Annotated in this window: 18 protein-coding genes and 1 pseudogene; 7 read left to right on the top strand and 12 right to left on the bottom strand. The window is 68.4% G+C overall.

The window, feature by feature from the left end; translation table 11 throughout:
- The first annotated feature begins 6 nt into the window (after positions 1-6).
- Complete coding sequence (locus C6Y44_RS06360) at positions 7-882, top strand: siderophore-interacting protein (protein ID WP_064060075.1); 876 nt, start codon at positions 7-9, stop codon at positions 880-882.
- 79 nt (positions 883-961) lie between these two features.
- Here the strand turns inward: C6Y44_RS06360 and C6Y44_RS06355 are convergent.
- The 4 genes and pseudogenes from C6Y44_RS06355 to C6Y44_RS06340 form a co-directional block, all read right to left on the bottom strand.
- Positions 962-1,063, bottom strand: a pseudogene (locus C6Y44_RS06355) (aspartate 1-decarboxylase); the annotation flags it as partial.
- Positions 1,064-1,096: 33 nt separating this feature from the next.
- Positions 1,097-1,783: an isochorismatase family protein gene (locus C6Y44_RS06350; protein ID WP_159418973.1), complete on the bottom strand. Its 687-nt coding sequence runs from the start codon at positions 1,781-1,783 to the stop codon at positions 1,097-1,099.
- Positions 1,784-1,956: 173 nt separating this feature from the next.
- Entirely contained in the window at positions 1,957-3,252 is a 1,296-nt protein-coding gene (glyA, locus tag C6Y44_RS06345; protein ID WP_159418974.1) for a serine hydroxymethyltransferase, read from the bottom strand.
- A 95-nt stretch (positions 3,253-3,347) separates the two neighbouring features.
- Entirely contained in the window at positions 3,348-4,538 is a 1,191-nt protein-coding gene (locus tag C6Y44_RS06340; protein WP_159418975.1) for a DUF885 domain-containing protein, read from the bottom strand.
- Positions 4,539-4,689: 151 nt separating this feature from the next.
- Here C6Y44_RS06340 and coaA point away from each other — a divergent pair, with 151 nt between their 5' ends.
- The gene (gene coaA / locus C6Y44_RS06335; RefSeq protein ID WP_120281748.1) at positions 4,690-5,622 is read left to right on the top strand and encodes a type I pantothenate kinase; all 933 of its coding nucleotides are present in this window, start codon (positions 4,690-4,692) and stop codon (positions 5,620-5,622) included.
- Positions 5,623-5,742: 120 nt separating this feature from the next.
- Here the strand turns inward: coaA and C6Y44_RS06330 are convergent, their stop codons facing one another.
- Entirely contained in the window at positions 5,743-6,510 is a 768-nt protein-coding gene (locus C6Y44_RS06330; protein ID WP_006553884.1) for an isoprenyl transferase, read from the bottom strand.
- 157 nt (positions 6,511-6,667) lie between these two features.
- On the opposite strand from C6Y44_RS06330, the gene trhA reads away from it, so the two are divergent.
- Both trhA and C6Y44_RS06320 read left to right on the top strand, forming a co-directional pair.
- Positions 6,668-7,336: a PAQR family membrane homeostasis protein TrhA gene (gene trhA / locus C6Y44_RS06325; protein ID WP_159418976.1), complete on the top strand. Its 669-nt coding sequence runs from the start codon at positions 6,668-6,670 to the stop codon at positions 7,334-7,336.
- Between the two features lie 74 nt (positions 7,337-7,410).
- Positions 7,411-8,328, top strand: coding sequence for a mechanosensitive ion channel family protein (locus C6Y44_RS06320; protein WP_159418977.1), 918 nt, complete (start codon positions 7,411-7,413; stop codon positions 8,326-8,328).
- Here the strand turns inward: C6Y44_RS06320 and C6Y44_RS06315 are convergent.
- On the bottom strand, positions 8,325-10,430 hold the full coding sequence (locus C6Y44_RS06315) for an ABC transporter permease (protein ID WP_159418978.1): 2,106 nt from the start codon (positions 10,428-10,430) through the stop codon (positions 8,325-8,327). The two genes, C6Y44_RS06320 and C6Y44_RS06315, sit on opposite strands and share 4 nt — an antisense overlap.
- A gap of 187 nt (positions 10,431-10,617) precedes the next feature.
- On the opposite strand from C6Y44_RS06315, the gene C6Y44_RS06310 reads away from it, so the two are divergent.
- Positions 10,618-11,280: a TetR/AcrR family transcriptional regulator gene (locus tag C6Y44_RS06310; protein ID WP_085468926.1), complete on the top strand. Its 663-nt coding sequence runs from the start codon at positions 10,618-10,620 to the stop codon at positions 11,278-11,280.
- A 4-nt stretch (positions 11,281-11,284) separates the two neighbouring features.
- On the opposite strand, the gene C6Y44_RS06305 is transcribed toward C6Y44_RS06310, so the two are convergent.
- From C6Y44_RS06305 to mca, 3 genes are read right to left on the bottom strand one after another with little or no spacing between them, the layout of a single operon-like run.
- Entirely contained in the window at positions 11,285-13,279 is a 1,995-nt protein-coding gene (locus C6Y44_RS06305) for a thioredoxin domain-containing protein (RefSeq protein ID WP_159418979.1), read from the bottom strand.
- A 43-nt stretch (positions 13,280-13,322) separates the two neighbouring features.
- Positions 13,323-13,646 (bottom strand): hypothetical protein, encoded by a 324-nt coding sequence (locus tag C6Y44_RS06300; protein WP_060651825.1) that lies wholly within the window; start codon positions 13,644-13,646, stop codon positions 13,323-13,325.
- The gene (gene mca, locus C6Y44_RS06295) at positions 13,643-14,503 is read right to left on the bottom strand and encodes a mycothiol conjugate amidase Mca (RefSeq protein ID WP_159419306.1); all 861 of its coding nucleotides are present in this window, start codon (positions 14,501-14,503) and stop codon (positions 13,643-13,645) included. The genes C6Y44_RS06300 and mca overlap by 4 nt, the downstream gene beginning before the upstream one ends.
- Positions 14,504-14,683: 180 nt before the next feature.
- Between mca and C6Y44_RS06290 the strand changes: the two genes are divergently transcribed.
- Positions 14,684-15,112 (top strand): DUF4307 domain-containing protein, encoded by a 429-nt coding sequence (locus C6Y44_RS06290; RefSeq protein WP_060651826.1) that lies wholly within the window; start codon positions 14,684-14,686, stop codon positions 15,110-15,112.
- A gap of 247 nt (positions 15,113-15,359) precedes the next feature.
- Positions 15,360-15,854, top strand: coding sequence for a transcription elongation factor GreA (gene greA, locus C6Y44_RS06285; RefSeq protein ID WP_006553878.1), 495 nt, complete (start codon positions 15,360-15,362; stop codon positions 15,852-15,854).
- A gap of 67 nt (positions 15,855-15,921) precedes the next feature.
- On the opposite strand, the gene C6Y44_RS06280 is transcribed toward greA, so the two are convergent.
- The 3 genes from C6Y44_RS06280 to C6Y44_RS06270 all read right to left on the bottom strand — a co-directional run bounded on the left by C6Y44_RS06280 (position 15,922) and on the right by C6Y44_RS06270 (position 20,731).
- Complete coding sequence (locus C6Y44_RS06280; RefSeq protein WP_174247078.1) at positions 15,922-17,283, bottom strand: C40 family peptidase; 1,362 nt, start codon at positions 17,281-17,283, stop codon at positions 15,922-15,924.
- A 149-nt stretch (positions 17,284-17,432) separates the two neighbouring features.
- On the bottom strand, positions 17,433-19,343 hold the full coding sequence (locus C6Y44_RS06275) for an SEC-C domain-containing protein (protein ID WP_225623733.1): 1,911 nt from the start codon (positions 19,341-19,343) through the stop codon (positions 17,433-17,435).
- Positions 19,344-19,579: 236 nt separating this feature from the next.
- On the bottom strand, positions 19,580-20,731 hold the full coding sequence (locus C6Y44_RS06270) for a cystathionine gamma-synthase (RefSeq protein WP_060651828.1): 1,152 nt from the start codon (positions 20,729-20,731) through the stop codon (positions 19,580-19,582).
- Positions 20,732-20,742 lie beyond the last annotated feature (11 nt).

The raw sequence follows: 20,742 nt of genomic DNA, 5'->3' as shown, positions 1-20,742 counted from the left end.
CTCACCATGCCGGTGACGACGCCCCCGACCCGCGTCTCTCTGCCCATCGTCCTGCGGCGCCTGACCGTGCTCCGCGCGGTGGACGTGACACCGCGGATGCGTCGGATCACCCTGGGCGGCGAGCAGCTCGGCGCCTTCCGCAGCGGCGACTACGACGCCCCGGCGTTCACCACCGAGGGTGCCGACGACTACGTCAAGATCTTCCTGCCCGAACCCGGCAGCGACACCCCGGCCCTGCCCGAACAGCACGACGGGCACCTGCACTGGCCTCGCAAACCCGCACCCGTGGCCCGCGCCTACACGGTGCGTCGCTTCGATCCCGTGGCCGGGGAACTCGATCTGGACTTCGTCCTGCACGGCCACGGCCCGGCCGGCAATTGGGCCCGCACCGCCGAACCCGGCAGTGTGCTCCATCTCGCGGGACCCAAGGTCGCGATCATCCCGCCGCAGGGCGCCGACTGGTGGCTGCTCGCCGGCGACGAGACCGCGCTTCCCGCGCTGGGTCGCTTCGTCGAGACCTACGGCGGCACGGTGCCGATGCACGTCTTCGCGCTGGTCGACGGTCCGCAGGAGGAACAGTCCGATCTCGCGGGCGTGACGTGGGTGCACCGCCGCCCCGGCGTCTCCGACGCCACCGTGCTCGCCGAGGCCGTCGAGTCGGGTGCGCCGCGCGGCGGCGAGGGGTGGATGTGGATCGCCGGTGAGGCGTCGATCGTGAAGGAACTGCGCGCCGTGTCGAAGCGACTCGGCATCGCCAAGCCGATGCTCGACGCCTCGGGCTACTGGCGCAGCCCCGAGTCCGATCGTCCGCTGGCCCGCCTGCGGCTGCTGCGCGAGCAGGCCGTCGAGACGCTCGAGGCGCGTCGTCGCGGCACCACCTAGACGATCCGGACGATTTCGGTGTTCTCGACAGCGCCCGGCGACGTCGAGAACACCGAAATCGCTTCTCGCGTCAGCGCGGTGAGAGTTGGTCGCGGTCGATCGTCACCGATCCGACGTAGTGCAGATCGGCGTGGGTGACGATCGCGCAATGGATCTTGCCGGACACAAGAATTCGCTGCATGTGCTGAAGGTCCCGATTCTCGGACCGTGTCGATCAGCGCAGCGACGCGGTGAGTTCTTCGGTCTCGCGGTCGCGGCGACGCGCTGACGCGGTGATCGACTCGATCAGTGCGTCCGTGGTCTCGACCCGGCCGACCCGCTTGGCGACGTACTGCAGTGCCATGAGGTGCTCGTCGCGGGAGAAGTCGGCGGTGGCATCGAGGGCCATGAACGGCGCGACGTCGCTCATGAAGGCGTCGGCGGCGCTGAGCATGCAGCCCATGTGTGCGTAGACGCCGGTGACGATGAGCTGGTCGCGGCCGTTGTGCGCGAGCAGCTGACGGAAGTCGGTGCGCTGGAACGCCGAGTACCGCCACTTGGTGACCTGGATGTCGTCCGGGCCGGGGGTCAGCTCGTCGATGACCTCGGTGTCGCTGCCGGTGCTCAGTCCGACGCCCCAGAAGTCGGCGAGGATGCCGCGACGCGACGGATGCTGGTCGCCGGGCTGCATCGTGTAGACGACGGGGATACCGGCGGCCAGGCACGCCTCGCGGAGGCGGACGATGTTGGGGACCACGGTCGCGAGGGGTTCGGCGTCGCGCTGGTACGCGTCGATGAAGTACTTCTGCATGTCGTGGATCAGCAGTGCGCAGCGGGACGCATCGAGCGTCCAGTCCACCCGAGCAGCGGGAATCTCGTCGCCGGTGGGCAACTCGTACGGATCGATGCTCGGGATGGCCATGCGACTTCCTTCTACTGTTCGGGGTACGCGTGCGGTCACCGACCGTGTCGGCATGCGTAGGCTACCCTAACCAACCCTGCGGTGGGAGGTCTCGCCCCCCGATACGCGACCGGCCCGCACCGGAGATCGGTGCGGGCCGGTCGGCGACAGCGGAAACCGTCAGCGGAAAACCGTCAGATCAGACGCCAGTCCTCGAGGCCCTCGTACAGCGGCACGGACTGCGCCAGAGCGCTCACGCGGGTGCGCAGCGACTCGGCGTCGGCGCCACCGATGAGCGTCTGCGCGATGATCTCGGCGACCTCGGTGAACTGCTCGTCGCCGAAACCGCGCGTCGCGAGCGCCGGGGTGCCGATGCGCAGACCCGAGGTGACCATCGGGGGACGCGGGTCGAACGGCACGGCGTTGCGGTTGACGGTGATGCCGACCTCGTGGAGGGCGTCCTCACCCTGCTGGCCGTCGAGCTGCGAATTGCGCAGGTCGACGAGCACCAGGTGCACGTCGGTGCCGCCGGTGAGCACCGAGATGCCCTTGTCGGTGACGTCGGACTGCGACAGGCGGTCGGCGATGATCCGGGCACCGGAGAGGGTGCGCTGCTGACGGTCCTTGAACTCGTCGCTCGCGGCGATCTTCAGCGCGACGGCCTTCGCGGCGATCGCGTGCATGAGCGGGCCACCCTGCTGGCCGGGGAAGACGGCCGAGTTGATCTTCTTCGCCCATTCCTGCTTGGCGAGGATCAGACCGGAACGCGGTCCACCGAGGGTCTTGTGCACGGTGGTGGAGACGATGTCGGCGTAGGGCACGGGCGACGGGTGCAGGCCCGCGGCGACCAGACCGGCGAAGTGCGCCATGTCGACCCACAGGTAGGCACCGACCTCGTCGGCGATGGAGCGGAAGGCGGCGAAGTCCTCGTGGCGCGGGTAAGCGGACCAGCCGGCGACGATGACCTTCGGCTTCTCGCGCAGCGCGATGTCGCGGACCTCGTCCATGTCGATGCGGTGGTCGTCCTTGCTGACCCCGTAGGACGCGACGTCGTACAGCTTGCCGGAGAAGTTGAGCTTCATGCCGTGCGTGAGGTGGCCGCCGTGCGCGAGGTCGAGACCGAGCAGCTTCTCGCCGGGAGTCATCAGCGCCATGAGCACCGCCGCGTTCGCCTGCGCACCCGAGTGCGGCTGGACGTTCGCGAAATCGGCGCCGAAAAGCTCCTTGGCGCGGTTACGGGCGAGGTCCTCGACGACGTCGACGTTCTCGCAGCCGCCGTAGTAGCGACGGCCGGGGTAACCCTCGGCGTACTTGTTGGTCAGGACGCTGCCCTGGGCCTGGAGGACGGCGCGCGGCACGAAGTTCTCCGACGCGATCATCTCGAGCGTGTCGCGCTGACGCGACAGCTCGCCGGCCATGGCCTCGGCGACCTCGGGGTCGAGGTCGTTCAGTGCGGCAGTGTTCACGTCGGCGCCGGGCGCAGCGGTCATCGAGGTTTCTCCAAGCAGAGGGCGTCAGGGATACGGCCTCCAGTCTACGAAGGCCGTCCACCGCTGCGGAAGCCGGTCCCCGAGCGACCTGCGGTTCACCGCAGGCTGCTGGGCACCAGGGGTTCGTCGAGCAGGCGCCGGAAACGGTCGGCGCGCTCGGCTCCGGCCGGAACCTGCTCGAGCCAGCCGCCGAGGAGCCGGTAGCCCTCGACATAGGTGCTGATGTAGGCGCGCCACAACGGCGACGACAGGAACCGCAGCGACTGCCGGGCACGTTCGGGGCTCGACAGCGACCAGCGCTGCAGGAATTCGACGACCTCGTCGTGGCTGCGCCCGCGGTCGTGGAGCAGCAGCGCGGCGTCCTGCCGCACCGACAGCAACTGCTCGGACGCCTCGGACAGTTGTTCGGCGAGTTCGCCGTCGAACCGCAGCCCGAGATCGGCGTAGATCCCCTGTGCCCACGTTCCCCAGCCCGGGCCGACGATCGCTTCGAGCGCGAGATCGGCGAGTCCTTCGGCCATGAGGCACTGCGGGGTGTTGACGAGGAACAGCGTCTGCTCGGCCTGTCCGCCGGCGACGAGACCGGCCTCCTTGCGGCAGTGCTCGGTGTGGTGACCGGGATACGCCTCGTGCGCGATCAGCCGCGGCAGGTGCGCCATCGTCTGTTCGAGATCGGAGTTGATCGCGACCCGCGAACGGTAGTCGCCGAGGTAGTAGTTGAAGCCCGACCACGGCTTGTCGCCGACAACCTCGTACTCGACGCGCTCGGTGTCGGGCAGCGGGTAGACCGCCCGCACCTTCTCCCGCAGCGCGCTCGAGAACGCTTCGACGCATTCGGCGAGACGATCGGCGGGGATCACCTCGGACTTGCGATGGGCCTGCATCCGTTCGGTGAGCGATCCGGTGCCGGGCAGCAACGCGTCGAGGCGACGGTGCGCGTCGCGATAGGCGTCCTCGTCGCCGGGCGCGATGCGGACGTCGAAGTACGCCTCGACCTCGTCGACGAACCCGATCTCCTCCCCCGCGAACTTGCGGGCCGAGCAGTCGAGGGCACGCAGATGCACCTCGAGGAAACGGGTGCGCTCGTCGGACAGTGCCACACCGGGCAGTTCGTCCCGCAGCCGTCGCGCGGTGTGTGATAGATCACGGGGATCGGGAGTCGGGGCGTTCTCGACCTTCCGCCGCAGGGCGGGATCGCCGGTGTAGGCGTCGACGAACCCTTCCTCGAGCCGGTCGAAAGCCAGGCCCAGCAGCAGATATTCGTTCACGAAGTCGTCGGCTCCCATACCGGCCGAGCCTAGTCGCTCGTCGGCGACCCGACACGGGAGAACCCGCCGGAGTGGGGACCCCGAGGAGGCATCCGCCTGTGTCAGCGAGCACAATCCGTTACATGGACATGCAACGCCGCATCCGCCGCGCCACCGGGAAGCCGTGCCGATGGCTCGTCTGAACGAACCGAGCCCGTATGTCGAGTTCGACCGCAAGCAGTGGCGGACGCTGCGGAAGTCGACTCCCCTCGTCCTCACCGAGGACGAACTGATCGGGCTTCGGGGCCTGGGCGAGCAGATCGACCTCGCGGAGGTCGCGGAGGTGTACCTCCCCCTCGCCCGGTTGATCCACCTGCAGGTCGCAGCGAAGCAGCGACTGTTCGCCGCGACCGCGACCTTCCTCGGGGAGAAGCATCCCGACCAGCAGGTGCCGTTCGTGATCGGTGTGGCCGGTTCGGTGGCGGTCGGCAAGTCCACCACGGCCCGTGTGCTGCAGGCGTTGCTGGCACGCTGGGACCACCACCCGCGGGTGGATCTCGTGACCACCGACGGGTTCCTCCACCCCACCAAGGAGCTGGTGCGGCGCAACATCATGCACCGCAAGGGTTTTCCCGAGAGCTACGACCGGCGCAAACTGCTGCGGTTCGTCACCGAGGTCAAGTCGGGAGCGAAAGAGGTTGCGGCGCCGATCTACTCCCACATCTCGTACGACATCATCCCGGGTCAGTACCACATCGTGCGGCAGCCGGACATCCTCATCATCGAGGGCCTCAACGTGCTGCAGACCGGTCCGCGTCTGATGGTCTCCGACCTGTTCGACTTCTCCATCTACGTCGACGCACGCATCGAGGACATCGAGAAGTGGTACGTGGAGCGCTTTCTCGCGCTGCGCAAGACGTCCTTCGCCGATCCCGAGGCGCACTTCCACCACTACGCGAACCTGTCGGACCGGGACGCGATGAGTGCCGCGAAGGAGATCTGGCACTCGATCAATCTGCCGAACCTGGTGGAGAACATCCTGCCCACACGACCGCGCGCGACCCTGGTCCTGCGCAAGGACTCGGATCACGCCATCAACCGGCTCCGGTTGCGCAAGCTCTGACGCGGCCCGCCGCCCGGCCCTGCCTCAGGCGCCGAACCGGCGGTGCCGTCAGGCGCCGAACCGGCGGTGCCGTCAGGCGCCGAACCGGCGGTGCCGTCAGGCGCCGAACCGGCGGTGCCGTCAGGCGCCGAACCGGCGGTGCCGTGCGGCGTAGTCGCGCAGCGCGCGCAGGAAGTCGACCCGGCGGAACTCGGGCCAGTACGCCTCGGTGAACCAGATCTCCGAGTAGGCGGACTGCCAGAGCAGGAATCCGGACAGTCGCTGCTCACCGGAGGTACGGATCACGAGGTCCGGATCGGGCTGACCGGAGGTGTAGAGGTGACTGTCGACGCCGTCGACCGTCACCGACTCGACGAGCTCCTCGCCACGCAGCCCCTGCGCGTAGCGCACCCGCAGAAGCGACTGCACCGCATCGACGATCTCCTGGCGACCGCCGTACCCGACGGCCACGTTGACGTGCGTGCCCGTCCGGCCCGCAGTGCCGGCGGCGGCCTCGTGCAGTCGCTTGGCGTGGTCGGCCGGGAGCAGGTCGGTGGTGCCGACGATCTTCACGCCCCAGTTCTGGCCGGGCGCGGAGATCTCCTCCACCACGTCGGAGATGATCTCGAGCAGCGCATCGAGCTCCTCCGGATCGCGCCGGAGGTTCTCGGTGGACAGCAGGTAGATCGTCGCCGTCTCGATGCCGGCCGCATCGCACCAGCTCAGCAGCTCGGCGATCTTCTTGGCACCTTCGCGGTGGCCGTGACTGACGTCGGTGAAACCGTTCTCGCGCGCCCAACGCCGATTACCGTCGCACATGACCGCGACGTGTCGCGGATGCCGTGCTCCGTCGAGTTCCTTCAGCAGCCGGCGCTCGTAGAGCCGGTACAGCAGTCCGCGGACGCTCACCCCGTCATCACCACGCGAGTCACATTACGCCCAGGCGTACGGACGGTCGCGGCGGTGGTCACAGAGTCTCCCGGAGCGCCCTCGCAGGCGGTAACGTGGCGACGGAACAAACCTACGGGTGCGTAGGTTACCCCTCGGTACCGGAAGGAGCGCACGCATGACGGCCTTCGGCCTCGAGGAACTGCCCGTCAAACCGCGGATGCGCGGATGGATCCACGCGTGGGCGTTCGGCGTGGCCGTCGTCGCCGGTGCCGCGCTCGTCGCGGCCGCGGCTTTCCTCGCCGACCGTCCGGACGCCGTACTCCCCGCGACGATCTACAGCCTCACCGTGTGCGGAGTGTTCGGAGTCAGCGCCCTCTACCACCGCCTGAACTGGGGTCCCCGGGCCCGCGTGTGGATGAAGCGCGCCGACCACTCGATGATCTTCGTGTTCATCGCCGGCAGCTACACGCCGTTCGCGACGCTCGCCCTGCCTCCGGAGTCCGGGCGGCCGCTGTTGATCGTCGTATGGGCGGGCGCGCTGGCGGGCGTGGCCCTGAAGATGCTGTGGCCGACGGCGCCGCGCTGGGTCGGTGTGCCGCTGTATCTGTTGCTCGGATGGGCGATCGTGCCCGTCGCCGGACAGCTGGTCGCCGAGGTCGGTCTGGCCCCCATGCTGCTCCTGCTGGTCGGCGGGTTGTTCTACAGCGGCGGAGCGATCCTCTACGCGACCCGCTGGCCCGATCCGTGGCCCGCGACCTTCGGACACCACGAGTTCTTCCACGCCGCCACGGTGATCGCAGCCCTGTGTCATGCGGTAGCGGTGTGGCTCGTGATTCTCGGTTGAAACCTCACGAGCTGCTTCGTGCAACTTCTCACACCACCTGAAGCAACCGGCACCCGTTTGTAGACTCGCGAGGGATGTCTATTCCGTTGCTCGCCTTCGAACTGACCGAGACCAACCGGGACTGGCTGATCCACCGGCCGCTGGCGATCGTGAGTTACATCGCCGTCGCGATCGCGCTTCGCTTCGTCCTCCACCGGTTGATCGACCGCATGACGAAGCCGCGCGAGAGATCCGGCAAGCCGCGCCGATCGTTCCTCGCGCCGCTTCAGGAACGCGCCGAACGCGCCATCGGTGATCCCTACGCGCGCGAACGTCGGATCCAGCGTGCCCAGACGATCGGCTCGGTGTTCAAGTCCGGCGTGTCGGTCGTCGTGCTCGTCTGGGTGGTGCTGCAGACGCTCGACACCCTCGGCTTCAATGTCGCGCCGTTCATCGCCTCGGCCGGTATCGCCGGTGTCGCGCTCGGTTTCGGTGCGCAGAACCTCGTGCGGGATTTCATCTCGGGCATGTTCATGTTGCTCGAGGACCAGTACGGCGTGGGCGACGTGGTGGACCTCGGCGACGCGGTGGGCACCGTCGAGTCGGTCGGCCTGCGCGTGACGACCGTCCGCGACATCGACGGCACCCTGTGGTTCTGCCGTAACGGCGAGATCCTGCGCGTCGGCAACATGAGCCAGGGCCACGCCGTCTCCGTGATCGACGTGCCGATCGCGCCGACCTCCAATGTCGACCGCGCCTGCCAGATCGCGCTGCGGGCCGTGCTCGACGGCGTCGAACGCGACGACATCGCACCCGACGTCCTGGAGAAGCCCGAATTGCTCGGGGTCAACTCCGTGACGGCGGGTGCGGTGACGCTGCGGCTGACCGTGCGCGTGCGGGCCGGCAAGCAGTGGGCGATCCGCCGCAGCCTCACCCGCGCGGTGCTCGAGGCGTTCGATCAGCACGGCATCGAGTCGCCGAATCTCGCGGTCGCAGCCCCTGCGACCGGTTAGACCTTCTCGGTCGCGCGCTCCTGCGCCGGTTCCTCGGCGGTCTGCGGGTCTCCGCGGAACCGGTCGAAGGCAACCACGAACAGCAACGAGACCGCACCCCAGATCACGAACGTGATCAGGTGCGTTCCGACGGCATCGCCCCCGAAGTAGAGGATCGACCGCACCGATTCCACAGCCGCCGGCATCGGCAGCACGCCGTGCAGGAACTTGAAGATCTCCGGCGTCATGTAGACCGACATCGCACCGTTCGAGGCGGGTACGCCGATGAACATCAAGATGCCGACGGCGGGGATGACGGAGAGCAGACCGAACAGGCGGTGCAGCGCCAAAGTGAACATCGATGTCGTGAACGTCGCGACGATGCCGACACCCCACAGCGGGAGGAAATGCCCGTCGACGGCTCCGGTGATCGGGTCGGCGATCACCCAGAGCAGGGCCGGCATGAACAGCGCCCACCCGGCGGAGATGGGCACGATCTGTCGCAGGACCATCGCGGCGGGCTGCGCACCGCCGGCTACGACGATCACCATGAAACCGGACATGATCCAGCCCATGGCGACGTAGAGCGTCACGGTGCCCATCGTGTCGGAGCCCGGCAGCGGCGCGATGTTCTCGACGACGAGCGGCAGCTGCATACCCGCGGCGACCTGCTCGAAGGTCTGCCGCACGACCTGCTGCTGGCTCATCCCTGCGGCCTCGTTGGTGATGATGGTCGCGGTGGGCGAGGTGGCGGACGGCAGGACGAAGGCGGCGACGATCTCACGGTCCTGAACGGCGGCGCGGGCGTCGTCGATGGAGTCGGACGTACGCAGGTCGAACAGGCCCGACATGTTCTGCTCGAGCCCGGCGACCGTCTGCTCGGCCTGTTCGGTGCTCGCGGCGACGACGGTGACGGGCATCTCGCGCGGCGTCGGCTGGTACATCGCGCCGAGCATGATCGAGAGCATCAGCACGACCATGGCGAACGGGAAGAACGCCAGCGTCAGGTACCGGACGCGGTCGCTCTTCGGACGCGGGCCGGAGGTGAGCGAGGGCATCGTGATCTCGGGATCGCCCGCGTCGGGGTTGCGGCGACGCTTGAGGGCATCGACACCGAGCGTCGCGGCGAGGGCGAGCAGCGCGCCGATCACCAGGACCGTGATGTGGCCGCCGAGTCCGTCACCACCGAAGTAGACGACCGACCTCAGGGCTTCTCCTGCGGCCGCGGTGGGCAGGAAACCGTGGAGCGGGACGTAGATCGACGGCAACGCGTAGATCGACATGCCGAGGTTCGACGCGGGGACGCCGAGGACCATCACGAAGAGCATGCCCACCAGGACCGCCATCGGTCCGAGGATCCGGGTGAGGAACAACTGCACCGAGCCCACGGCGAAGATGGACAGCCAACTGATTCCCAGCAGCGTCGCGGTGGGGCCCTCGACCGCGCCGAGGATCGGGCCTGCGACGACCCACACGAGGGTGCCGATCAGCACCGACCAGCCTGCGAGCAGGGGCACGATGCGACGGAAGCGCAGCAGCTCGGGCGAGTTGGACAGCATGATGCTCAGCGGCATGTAGCCCGCGAGCATCAATGCCTGCGCCATGAACATCACGCCCAGACCGGCCATGTCGTGGTCCGGCAGCGGAGCCAGGTCCTCGACGGTGAGGTCGAGGCCCGATCCGATGATCGGCGGGGCCACCAGACCGGTGACCATGTTCGACTGCGAGGCCCCGGCGGCGCCGGCGGTGTACACGGTGGCGGTGCCCGCGTCGGACAACGAGACCGCGCCCGCCACCTCTCGCGAGAGCACGAGGTCGCGTGCCTGCTCGTCGGTTCCGACGACGCGGACGTCGACCGCCTCCGGATCGGCGCCCTCGAGCGCGCGGGCGAAGTCGTAGGCCTGCTGCGACGATCCGGCGACGGCGATCGGCATGTCGTGCGGAGCAGGCGCATGCATCGCGTACAGGTAGCCGGTGATCATCATGCCGACCATCAACAGCGGCATCACGAAGATCGCGACGTAGCGCCCGATCTGTTCCTTGCGGGCGCGGGCGAGCTCGGCCTCGGTCGGGCCGTCGCCTCCCGGTGGATCGTTCTTCTCGGTCGTGGCGGTGTCGGTCACTGACGAACTCCTCGATATCCGGTCACGGACTGAACGCTTCCCGGCCGGTACCGGCACCTCGGAAATACGCTGACTGACTTAAAAATCTACGCCGCGTGTCTTAAAGTGGACAACCTGAGACACTGGTGACGTTCGTCCCACCCACCGATGAGCCGTACGGCAGAACGAGAGAGCAGCGGGTTCCAGCGTGAGCACCTACGGCGACCAGGCACGGCGAGCACTACTCGACTCCGCGGAGGAGCTGTTCGCGACCCACGGCGTCGACGGTGTCTCGAACCGGCGCATCGCCGAGCACGCGGGCAACGCGAACCACTCGGCCGTCAACTATCACTTCGGGAGCAGGGAAGAACTCGTCCGTGCCATGGTCACCCGCTACGCCGAGGACACCCGCCGACGACGAGCCGAACTCGTCGGGCTGCTCGGCCCCGAACCGGGACTGCGCGACTACCTGAGCTGCCTCGTCGTCCCGTTCACCGATCAGCTCGCATCGATGCCCGTCCCCGGTTGGCGCGCCCGGTTCCTCCGACAGCTGCGGACGGTCCCCTCGATGGTCGACATCGCGGCCCGGAACGTCGTCGAGGATCCCTATCTCGACGCTCTGATCGAACGGGCCAGGGCGTGCGTCGCCGACATCCCCGACGTGGTGATCACCGGCCGGTCGTGGCTACTGGGGAAACTCGTCGTGGACGCATGCGCCGACTACGAAGCACGCCTGGAACGGGAACGGGTGGAACCCGACTGGACGGGTTTCGCCCTGTTCCTCGTCGACGCGATCGCCGGAATGCTCGAAGCACCGGTGACGAGCACGGGCGATTTCCTCGGCTCGCGCACCGTCTCCGCGTGGCCGTGACAGGTCAGACCGCGGTGAGGACCTCGCGCAGTTCCGTCGCCGTCGTCACCGGCCGATCGCACACGAAGCCCCGGCACACATAGGCCGCGGACGCTCCGTCGACGAGCGGCCGACCGTCGAGCAACGGCGACGAGTCGGGTTCGCCGCCCACCACGATGGCTCCCCCGGGCGCGATCCGGCGCGCGAGGTCGAGGAGTTCACCGCCACCCGCGACGGCGACCCGCAGCGGACCGCGCACCGACGCCTCGGCCACGGTCAGCCAGTGCCCTCCGGCACGCGGCGCCTTCTCGAGCAGGATCGACGCCGCCGACAGCGACAGCGCGGCGGCGTCGGCGTAGCGGGGGTCGTCGTGCACGAGCGCGGACAGACCGAGCAGCGCCTCGGCGATCAGCGAGGCCCCCGACGGCGTCGCCCCGTCGACCGGATCGCGCGGCCGGGCGACCAGCGATTCGGCGTCGTGCGCGGTGTCGAACCAGCTCCCTGGACGATCCGGATCCGCGAACTGCGTGAGCGCGACGTCGGCGAGTTCTCGCGCGCGCTCGACCCAGCTCCTGTCCCCGGTCCCCTGATGGACGGCGAGCAGTGCGGTGACGAGCGCTCCGTAGTCCTCGAGCACGCCCGAGGGAGATCCGACGACACCTCCGAGCGACGCGCGGCGCAGTCGTCCGTCGACGAGGTGCCGGTCGAGCAGGAACCGCGCGCACCTCGCCGCGGCGTCGATCCAGGCGGGTTCGCCCAGTGCGACGCCGGCCTCGGCCAGTGCGGTGATGGCGAAGCCGTTCCAGGCGGTGACGACCTTGTCGTCGCGCCCGGGTTGCGCGCGATCCTGCCGGGCCGCGAACAGGCGGGCCCGCACGTCGGCGAGACGGGCCGGATCGTCGGGCTCGTCGAGCAGCTGCAACACCGAGGTGCCGTGTTCGAAGGTGCCGCCGGGAGTGACGGTGAAGGCCTCCGCGGCCCAGCGGCCGTCCTCCGCGCCGAGCACCTCGACGAGCTGGCCGGGAGTCCACACGTAGGTCAGGCCCTCGACCCCGTCGGTGTCGGCGTCGAGCGCCGAGGCGAATCCGCCGTCCGTGGTGAGCAGGTCGCGTAGCAGGAACTCGGCGGTCTCCCTGGTGACCCGCGTCGGCAGTTCCGCGCCGGTCACCCGCGCGAGGTGCGCGTACAGCCGCAGGAGCAGCGCGTTGTCGTAGAGCATCTTCTCGAAGTGCGGCACCGTCCAGGCGGCGTCGACGCTGTAGCGGGCGAAACCGCCACCGAGCTGGTCGTAGATCCCACCTCGCGCCATCGCGTCGGTCGTGCGCTCGACGAGACCGAGCGTGTCGGCGGAGCGCGTGCGCTCGTATCCGCGCAGCAGACCCTCGAGCAGGTTGGACGGCGGGAACTTGGGTGCACCCCCGAAGCCACCGTGTTCGCGGTCCTCGTCGGTGGCGATCGCAGCGGCTGCCGCGTCGAGTAGGGGCGCCTCGACGGCGGCTTCCCCGACGGGCAGTCCCCCGCTGCTGCGACGGAGCTCGGTGGCCACGGCGTCTGCGGCCTGCGTGACCTCGTCGCGACGGTTGCGCCAGGTCTCGGTGATGGCCTCGAGCAGTTGGACGAAGGACGGCATGCCGCCGCGCGGCGTGTTCGGGTAGTACGTGCCGCAGTAGAAAGGGGAACCGTCCGGGGTGAGGAAGCAGGTCATCGGCCACCCGCCCTGACCGGCCATGGCGACGGTCGCGTTCATGTAGACCGCGTCGATGTCCGGCCGTTCCTCGCGGTCGACCTTGATGCACACGAAGTTCTCGTTCATGACGGCGGCGGTGGCCTCGTCCTCGAACGACTCGTGTGCCATGACATGACACCAGTGGCAGGCCGCGTACCCGATCGACAGCAGGATCGGCACGTCGCGCTCGCGCGCCTCCGCGAGCGCGACGTCGCCCCATTCCTGCCAGTGGACCGGATTGTCGGCGTGCTGCCTCAGATAAGGGCTCAGGGCGTCGGCCAGTCGGTTCGCCATGCCCCCACGCTACGGAAGGAGCATCGTCGGTGACGGCCGGTCGTCAGCTTCCCTTGGTGGGTTCCGGACGTTCCGGACCGGTGGCCTTCGTGCCGCCGGCCTTCTCCTCCTCGGCACCGCCGGGGATCGCACCCGGCAGCGTGCCGTCGTCCACGGCCTGGTCGGGCTCGGGGTGCTCCGGCTGGAAGTTCTCGGGCAGCTTCTTCAGCCGCTTGTTCATGTTCCAGATCAGCAGAGCGGTCGCGACCAGCAGGACCACCACGATGGCCAGTCCGAGCGGGGACGCCTTGCCGAACTCGGGGCCGGTCGGCTCCTGAGCCAGAATCTCGACGGCCAGAACATCGACCGCGAGCGTGCCTATCGTCATTTGCCCTGTCCGTCCTCGATGCCCGCGAACAGATCCGTCTCGGGAAGCTCCGTGCTCACGCGGGTCTTGGCCAACTCGAACTCCTCGGTCGGCCACACCTTCTGCTGGATGTCCAACGGCACCGCGAAGAACGATCCGTTGGGGTCGATCTGGGTGGCGTGGGCCCGCAGCGCATCGTCGCGCTTCGGGAAGTAGTCGCCACAGGTGATCTGGGTGGTCACGCGCCCCATGATGTCGCCCTGCTCGGTGCGCCACTTGCTGAGCCACTGCTCCATCGGGAAGGGCTCCCCGCGACGCTCGTATTCCTCGCGGAACAGTTCGAGCCGCTTACGGATGAAACCGTGCGAGTAGTAGAGCTTTCTCACCGCCCAGGGCTCGCCCAGCTCGGGATGGAAATCCGGATCCGCGGCCGCGTCGTAGGCCGCGACCGACACCTCGTGGCACCGGATGTGGTCGGGGTGCGGGTAGCCGCCGTTCTCGTCGTAGGTGGTCATGACATGGGGGCGGAACTCGCGCACCGACTGCACGAGCCGGCGGACCGGTTCGTCGAGCGGGATCGCTGCGAAGCAGCCCTCCGGCAGCGGGGGCTTGGGGTCGCCCTCGGGCAGTCCGGAGTCGACGAAGCCGAGCCATTGCTGCCGCACCCCGAGGATGCGGGCCGCCTCGGCCATCTCCTCCTGGCGCACCTCGCTCATGCGCTCACGGATGCCGGGCACGTCCATAGCGGGATTCAGGATGTCGCCGCGCTCTCCGCCCGTGAGCGTGACCACCAGGACCTCGTGCCCCTCGGCCGAGTACCGGGCCATCGTGGCCGCGCCCTTGCTCGACTCGTCGTCGGGATGGGCGTGCACGGCCATGAGCCGTAGTCCGCTCACGTGTATTCCTCCACCTCACGTCGTCTGCTTCGCCGGAACCGACCCTGCGCCCGCGTCGCGGTCGCTTCGGATCCGTCCTCTATAGTTCCACCTGATAATTCCGACGTCAGCCGTGACCCTGCGGCGACGCCCGATCCATCGTTCCGCTGTGAAAGCAAAGTGATGAGCAACACCGTGCCCACCGACCGGTACCCCTCCTCCCGGTACCCCGGACCCCGCGTGTCGACACGCGGCAAGCGCTGGGGTTTCACCCTCGCCGGTCTGCTCGCGGGGCTCGTCGTGGCGTTCGTTCTGTTCCAGAACAACTCCGCTCCGATCGAGTCGGAGGTCGTCGCCTTCGAGATCATCGACGACAGCACCATCGACATCCAGCTCAAGGTCACGCGCGACGATCCGTCCGAGGACGCCGTCTGCATCATCCGGGCCCGGTCGAAGGACGGCAGCGAGACCGGACGGCGCGAGGTGCTCATCCCGGCATCCGATTCGCAGACGGTCGTGCTGACCTCCACGGTCAAGACGTCACAACGCCCCGGAATGGGCGACACCTACGGCTGCGCCACCGAGGCCCCCGAGTACCTCCGCGCACCCTAGGAACCTGCCGCGACCAGCGTCTTCCTGCGCTTTCCCGGAGCAGCGACGGGAGTGATGCTAAAATAGCCGGATACACGGTTCCACCCTTTGGGGCCGTGTATTGCTGCATAAGAGCATCAACAGACAGTACGACTTCCGTTCAGCCTGACAACAAGGGGGGACGACGGGGGTCGTGCTGTCGCGGTCGTTGCATGTGCACGACTTGTCCACGGAGCCGGGGGCTCCAACCCGAAGGAAGTGATCGAGGATGACCGAGACCCAGGTGACCTGGCTGACGCAGGAGTCGTACGACCGGCTCAAGGCCGAGCTGGACCAGCTCATCGCGAATCGTCCTGTCATCGCCGCCGAGATCAACGAGCGTCGCGAGGAAGGCGACCTCAAGGAGAACGGTGGCTACCACGCAGCCCGTGAGGAACAGGGCCAGCAGGAAGCCCGTATCCGTCAGCTCCAGGAGCTGCTGGGCACCGCCAAGGTCGGCGTCGCTCCGACCGAGTCGGGTGTCGCCCTCCCCGGTTCCGTCGTCACCGTCTACTACGCCGGCGACGAGACCGACACGGAGACGTTCTTGATCGCGACCCGCGAGGAAGGCGCCCGCAACAGCGAGCTCGAGACCTACTCCCCCAGCTCGCCCCTCGGTGGCGCCCTGATCGACGCGAAGGTCGGCGAGACCCGGGAGTACACGCTGCCCAACGGCAACACCATGAAGGTGACCCTGGTGAGCGCGGAACCCTACCGCGGCTGATCGCCTCTGCAGCCGAAAGGCCCGACCGGAGAATCCGGTCGGGCCTTTCGCGTGTTCACGGCAGGTATCAGAAGATGCGCCGCGCCTTCATGTCGGGGAAGACCGGCCCCACCCGCACGACGTCGCCGGTGGTGGGTGCGTGCACCATCTGCCCGCCGCCGATGTAGATGGCGACGTGACCCGGTCCCCCGGCCTGCCAGTTGCCGAACAGCAGGTCGCCGGGGCGCGCCGCGTACAGCGGCACCTCGGTGCCGATGTGCCACTGCGTCTCGGACGTGCGCGGCAGCGTGATGCCTGTCGCGGCGAACACCGCGTACGACGTCAGGCCGGAGCAGTCGAAACCGCCGCCGGACGGCCCGTTGATATTGCCGCCACCCCAGACGTACGGCAGGCCGAGGTACTTGAAGGCCAGGTCGACGATGCGATTGCCGATGTCACCGGCCCCGCCTCCGATGCCCAGACCCAGGAACGGCGAGAGCATGCGAGCGAAGACGTGCTCGGTCGCTCGGATCTTCGCGACGTAGGGCTTCGTCTGGTTCTCGTAGTCGGGATGACCGGACGGCATGCCACCCGAACGTTTCACCGCGCCGACGCCGGCGTTGTAGGCCGCGAGGGTCAGATCGAGGGTGTCGCCCTCGACCAGTCCGCGCTTCTTCCAGTCGTCGATGAGCTTGTAGTTGTCGCACAGGAGGTTGCCCGACGCCATGACCGGGTCGGCGATACCGAGGACGTCGGCCTTACCGTCACCGTCGGCGTCCTTGCCGTACTGGTCCCAGGTGCCGGGCATGAACTGTCCCGGGCCGCGGGCGCCGACCGGCGAGACCGGCGCGGTCGGGCCGTACCGGAAACCGTTCTCGGCGGAGTAGAGGGCCGCGAGGACCGGCGCGGAGATCCCGTCGCACAGTTCCCCTGCCTTCTTCAGCCACGGCGCGAACACGGCGATCGCACCGATGGGTGCGAGTCGCGTTCCGGGAAGGATCGCCGGGATCGACGGCAGTGCGATCCCGGTGCCGGGGATCGTGGGACCCGGTTGCGGGTTCCCGACCGCGCCGGTCGCCGGCGGTCGGGCCGGTATCCCGAAGGGCCCGGGCCGGGCGGCCGGCGGTTCGGGCGCCAGCGCAGGCGGAGCCGCTTCCGGATCGGCGGGGTGCAGCGCTGCAGCCGCCTCCTCGGGCAGATGCGGCTCGATCGCCCCCGCGACCGCCGTCGTCGCATCCGCGACCGCCTGTTGGGCTCCCTGCTGCATCGGCTCCGGCAACGACGCGACGAAATTCGTCACGTCCGTGTCGGCGTTCTCCGCAGTTGCCTCGAACGACTCGATCGCCCCGTTGATCTGATCCTTGATCTCTGCTGGTAAGTCCACGCCCTGAACGAGCGCACTTGCTGCCGTAGCCACTGCCACGATGACCGCAGACGGGTCCACCGACATCCGCTACCCCCACATCCATCCATCAACCGCTCCCACCGTAGCTGTGAGGTCGATCACCAGTACGGCTTCCGGATGTTCTTATCACATATATTCAGGAACACGTTCTAGTATTGGGACCAGTGGGATCCGTGTTTCCCGAGTGACCAGAGTTACGGTTCCGGATAGAAGTCCGCAGCATCGGGATGGGTCAGGACGTCCATGATGTCCACCGGATCGACGGTGCCCTCGGCGAGCAGCGCCACGAGCGTGTCCCGCTGGTCCTCCGTCACCGGTTCGCAGCCGCCGGGCATCACCCATCGGTCCTCACCCACCGGCATCACGCGAGCGCACAGCAACGTGCCGGCGGGCACCTCACCTGCGAGCCAGGGCGCGGACACCTCGACCACCCGATCGCTGCGCACGTCGCGCAGCGTGAGCGACTCCTCCGGCGCACTCGCCTCGACCTCGAAGACCGAACGCTCGACCGCCAGCCACGAGCGGGCGAGCTCCGCCTCGTCCTCGGGCAGCAACTCCCCGCGACGCTCGACGAAATCCGCGAACGCGCCGGCATCGAAGAGCAGGACGTCCTCGACGAGCGGATCGGCGACGGCCTCGGCCACAGCATCATCGTCCCCGTAGCCCGAGCGGGCCTCCGCCAGCGCGACCCGCTGTTCCGCCCATCCGGGTTCCAGGGCGTGCATGGCCGCCTTCATGTACAGCCAGTCGGACCGCTCCTCGAGCGAGTGTTCGGCGCGCCCGAGATGGCACGCCTTGTACTTGCGGCCCGACCCGCACCAGCAGCGGTCGTTGCGGCCGAGCCCCGGGACCTCCTTCGGCCGGTACCGTTCGAGCAGTTCGTGGAGGGGATGTTCGTCGCCACCCGGCACCCGGGCGAGCAGGGACAGCCCCCGGATCGCGTCCCCGCGATCGGAGGCGAAGCGCGCGAGGTCGAACAACGGTAGGTCGAAGGCGGAGTCGAGGTCGGCCGAACGTTCGTAGTGCCGTTCGGCTTCGGTGATGCGTCCGGTCGATTCGGCCGCGCGACCGGCGATCCAGTGCGCTGCCCCCGCCGCACGTCGCGGCGCATGGTCGAGCAGCCACAGCGCGGCCTGTTCGATCGCCTCGGGCGCGAGCTTCTCCCCCACCAGTTCGTCGTAGACGGTCTCGGCGATCTCGGGATCGGACAGCACCGAGTACAGACCGGATTTCCCCGCGGCGAAACGCTCGTCGAGTTCGGCGTCGTCGCCGCGTTCGAGGGCTTCGACCAGCGACGCGAACAGGGCCACGCCGGGCACGGCGTCGACGGGGATCCCGAGCTGTTCGGCATAGATCTCGAACATCGCCCGGTCGGAGTATCCGTCGAAGTCGAAACCGTTCGGTGCCACCAGGTCTCCGCTGCGGACCAGTCCGGCCTCGGCGAGCAGTTCCCCGAGGGGCAGGGACGGCGCGGAGAACGCATCCGGCGTTTCGGCGAGCACGTCGAGGAAGGTGCCCTCGAGGCTCGCCACCTGCTCGCGGGCGATGACCTGTTCGAGCGCGTGCACGAATTCACTCTCACTGCTCCGGACTTCGACGTCGACCGGAGCGAACGACAGACGACCGTCCCGCGCGGTGAGCGCGAGCAGATCTCCCGGCTCGCAACCCGACAGGTCCTCTTCGGGAAAGACGATCGTCTCCTTGCGGAAGAATCCACCCGAATCCGGATCGTTCTGCGCGGCAGGATCTTCGGAGCCACCGGGTTGCACGAGATCGAACTCGTCGTCCTCGGAGACGAGCAGCAGGAGCGGTTCGATGTCGTCGACGGGGATCGCGTGCCGGTCGAGTTCGTCCGCGGTGAGGCGGTGTGTGAGCGTCCTGCCCTCGAACAGCACATCCGTCGCTGCGACACGGTCGGCGGACAACCACATCAGCAGCGGATGCGGTTCCGACTGTTCGAGATCGATCATCACCTGCTCGGCGGAGCCGAATCCGTGCTCCTCGAGGTGATCGGCCACCTCGTCGATCGTCATGGGTCCGTGGCGCCGTACCGTGTCGAGCACGGTGTCCCACAGGGCGGATTCGGGATGTTCGCTGTCCGTCACCACGCGATCGTACGGCCCCCGGCCGTGCTTCCGGGGGCTATGCGGTTCCTTCCGCACGTCGCCGTCACGCGTCACACGTCGCAGGCGGCCTTCAGCCGGGCGCGGGCCCGGACGGCCGGTGTGATCGGTGTGGTGGTGTGCCATCGCAGAGGTTCTCTGGCGGCACGAATCCGTCCCTGACGAGAAGAAGGCGCCCTTCGGGACGCCTTCTTCTCGTGTCTTCTACGACCGGGGTGTCAGCCGAGCGCCTGTTCGACGTCGGCGAGCAGGTCGGCGGCATCCTCGATGCCCACCGACAACCGGACGAGATCCTCGGGGACCTCGAGCAGCGACCCGGCGGTGGAGGCGTGGGTCATCGCACCCGGATGCTCGATGAGCGACTCCACGCCACCGAGCGACTCGGCGAGGGTGAAGATCTCGGTGCGCTTGCAGAAGTCCAGCGCGGCCTGGCGGCCACCGGCGAGGCGCACGGAGATCATGCCACCGAAGCGACGCATCTGCTTGGCCGCGTACTCGTGGCCCGGATGCGATTCGAGGCCCGGGTACAGCACCTTGGTCACGGCGGAGTGTCCCGACAGGAAGTCGACGAGCTTCTCGGCGTTGTCCGAGTGCTTCTCCATCCGCACCGCGAGCGTCTTGATGCCGCGCAGCGTGAGGAAGGCGTCGAACGGGCCCGGCACGGCGCCCGCACCGTTCTGCAGGAACGCGAAGGCGGCGTCGAGCTCCTCGTCGTTCGTCACCAGCGCGCCACCGACGACGTCGGAGTGACCACCGATGTACTTGGTGGTCGAATGCAGCACGACGTCGGCGCCGAAGGTGAGCGGCTGCTGCAGGTAGGGCGACGCGAAGGTGTTGTCGACGACGATCTTGGCACCACCCTCGTGCGCGATGTCGGCGAGCGCCGAGATGTCGCCGATGTTGAGCAGCGGGTTGGTGGGCGTCTCCACCCACACGAGCTTGGTGTTCGGGCGCACGGCCGCGCGCACCTCGTCCGCGTCGTTGATCGCGGCCGGGGTGTACTCGATCCCCCACTGCGTGAACACCTTGTCGATGAGACGGAAGGTGCCGCCGTAGGCGTCGTTGGGGATGACGAGGTGGTCGCCCGGACGCAGCACCGAACGGAGCAGGCAGTCGGTGGCGGCCATGCCCGAGCCGAACGCCCGGCCGTAGGTGCCGTTCTCGAGCGCGGCGAGGTTCGCCTCGAGGGGACGACGGGTGGGGTTGCCGGTGCGGGCGTACTCGAAGCCGTTGCGCATCTCGCCCACGCCGTCCTGGGCGAAGGTCGACGACGCGTAGATCGGCACGTTGACGGCACCGGTCTGGGGGTCGGGCTCGTACCCGGCGTGGATGGCGCGGGTCGCGAAACCGTGCTGGTTCTGGTCTGTCATGGAGATCTGTG

It is taken from the genome of Rhodococcus rhodochrous (assembly GCF_014854695.1).
Classification (GTDB): domain Bacteria; phylum Actinomycetota; class Actinomycetes; order Mycobacteriales; family Mycobacteriaceae; genus Rhodococcus.
The sequence above is the reverse complement of the archived record's forward strand: the minus strand, read 5'-3'. Positions and strand labels throughout refer to the sequence as shown.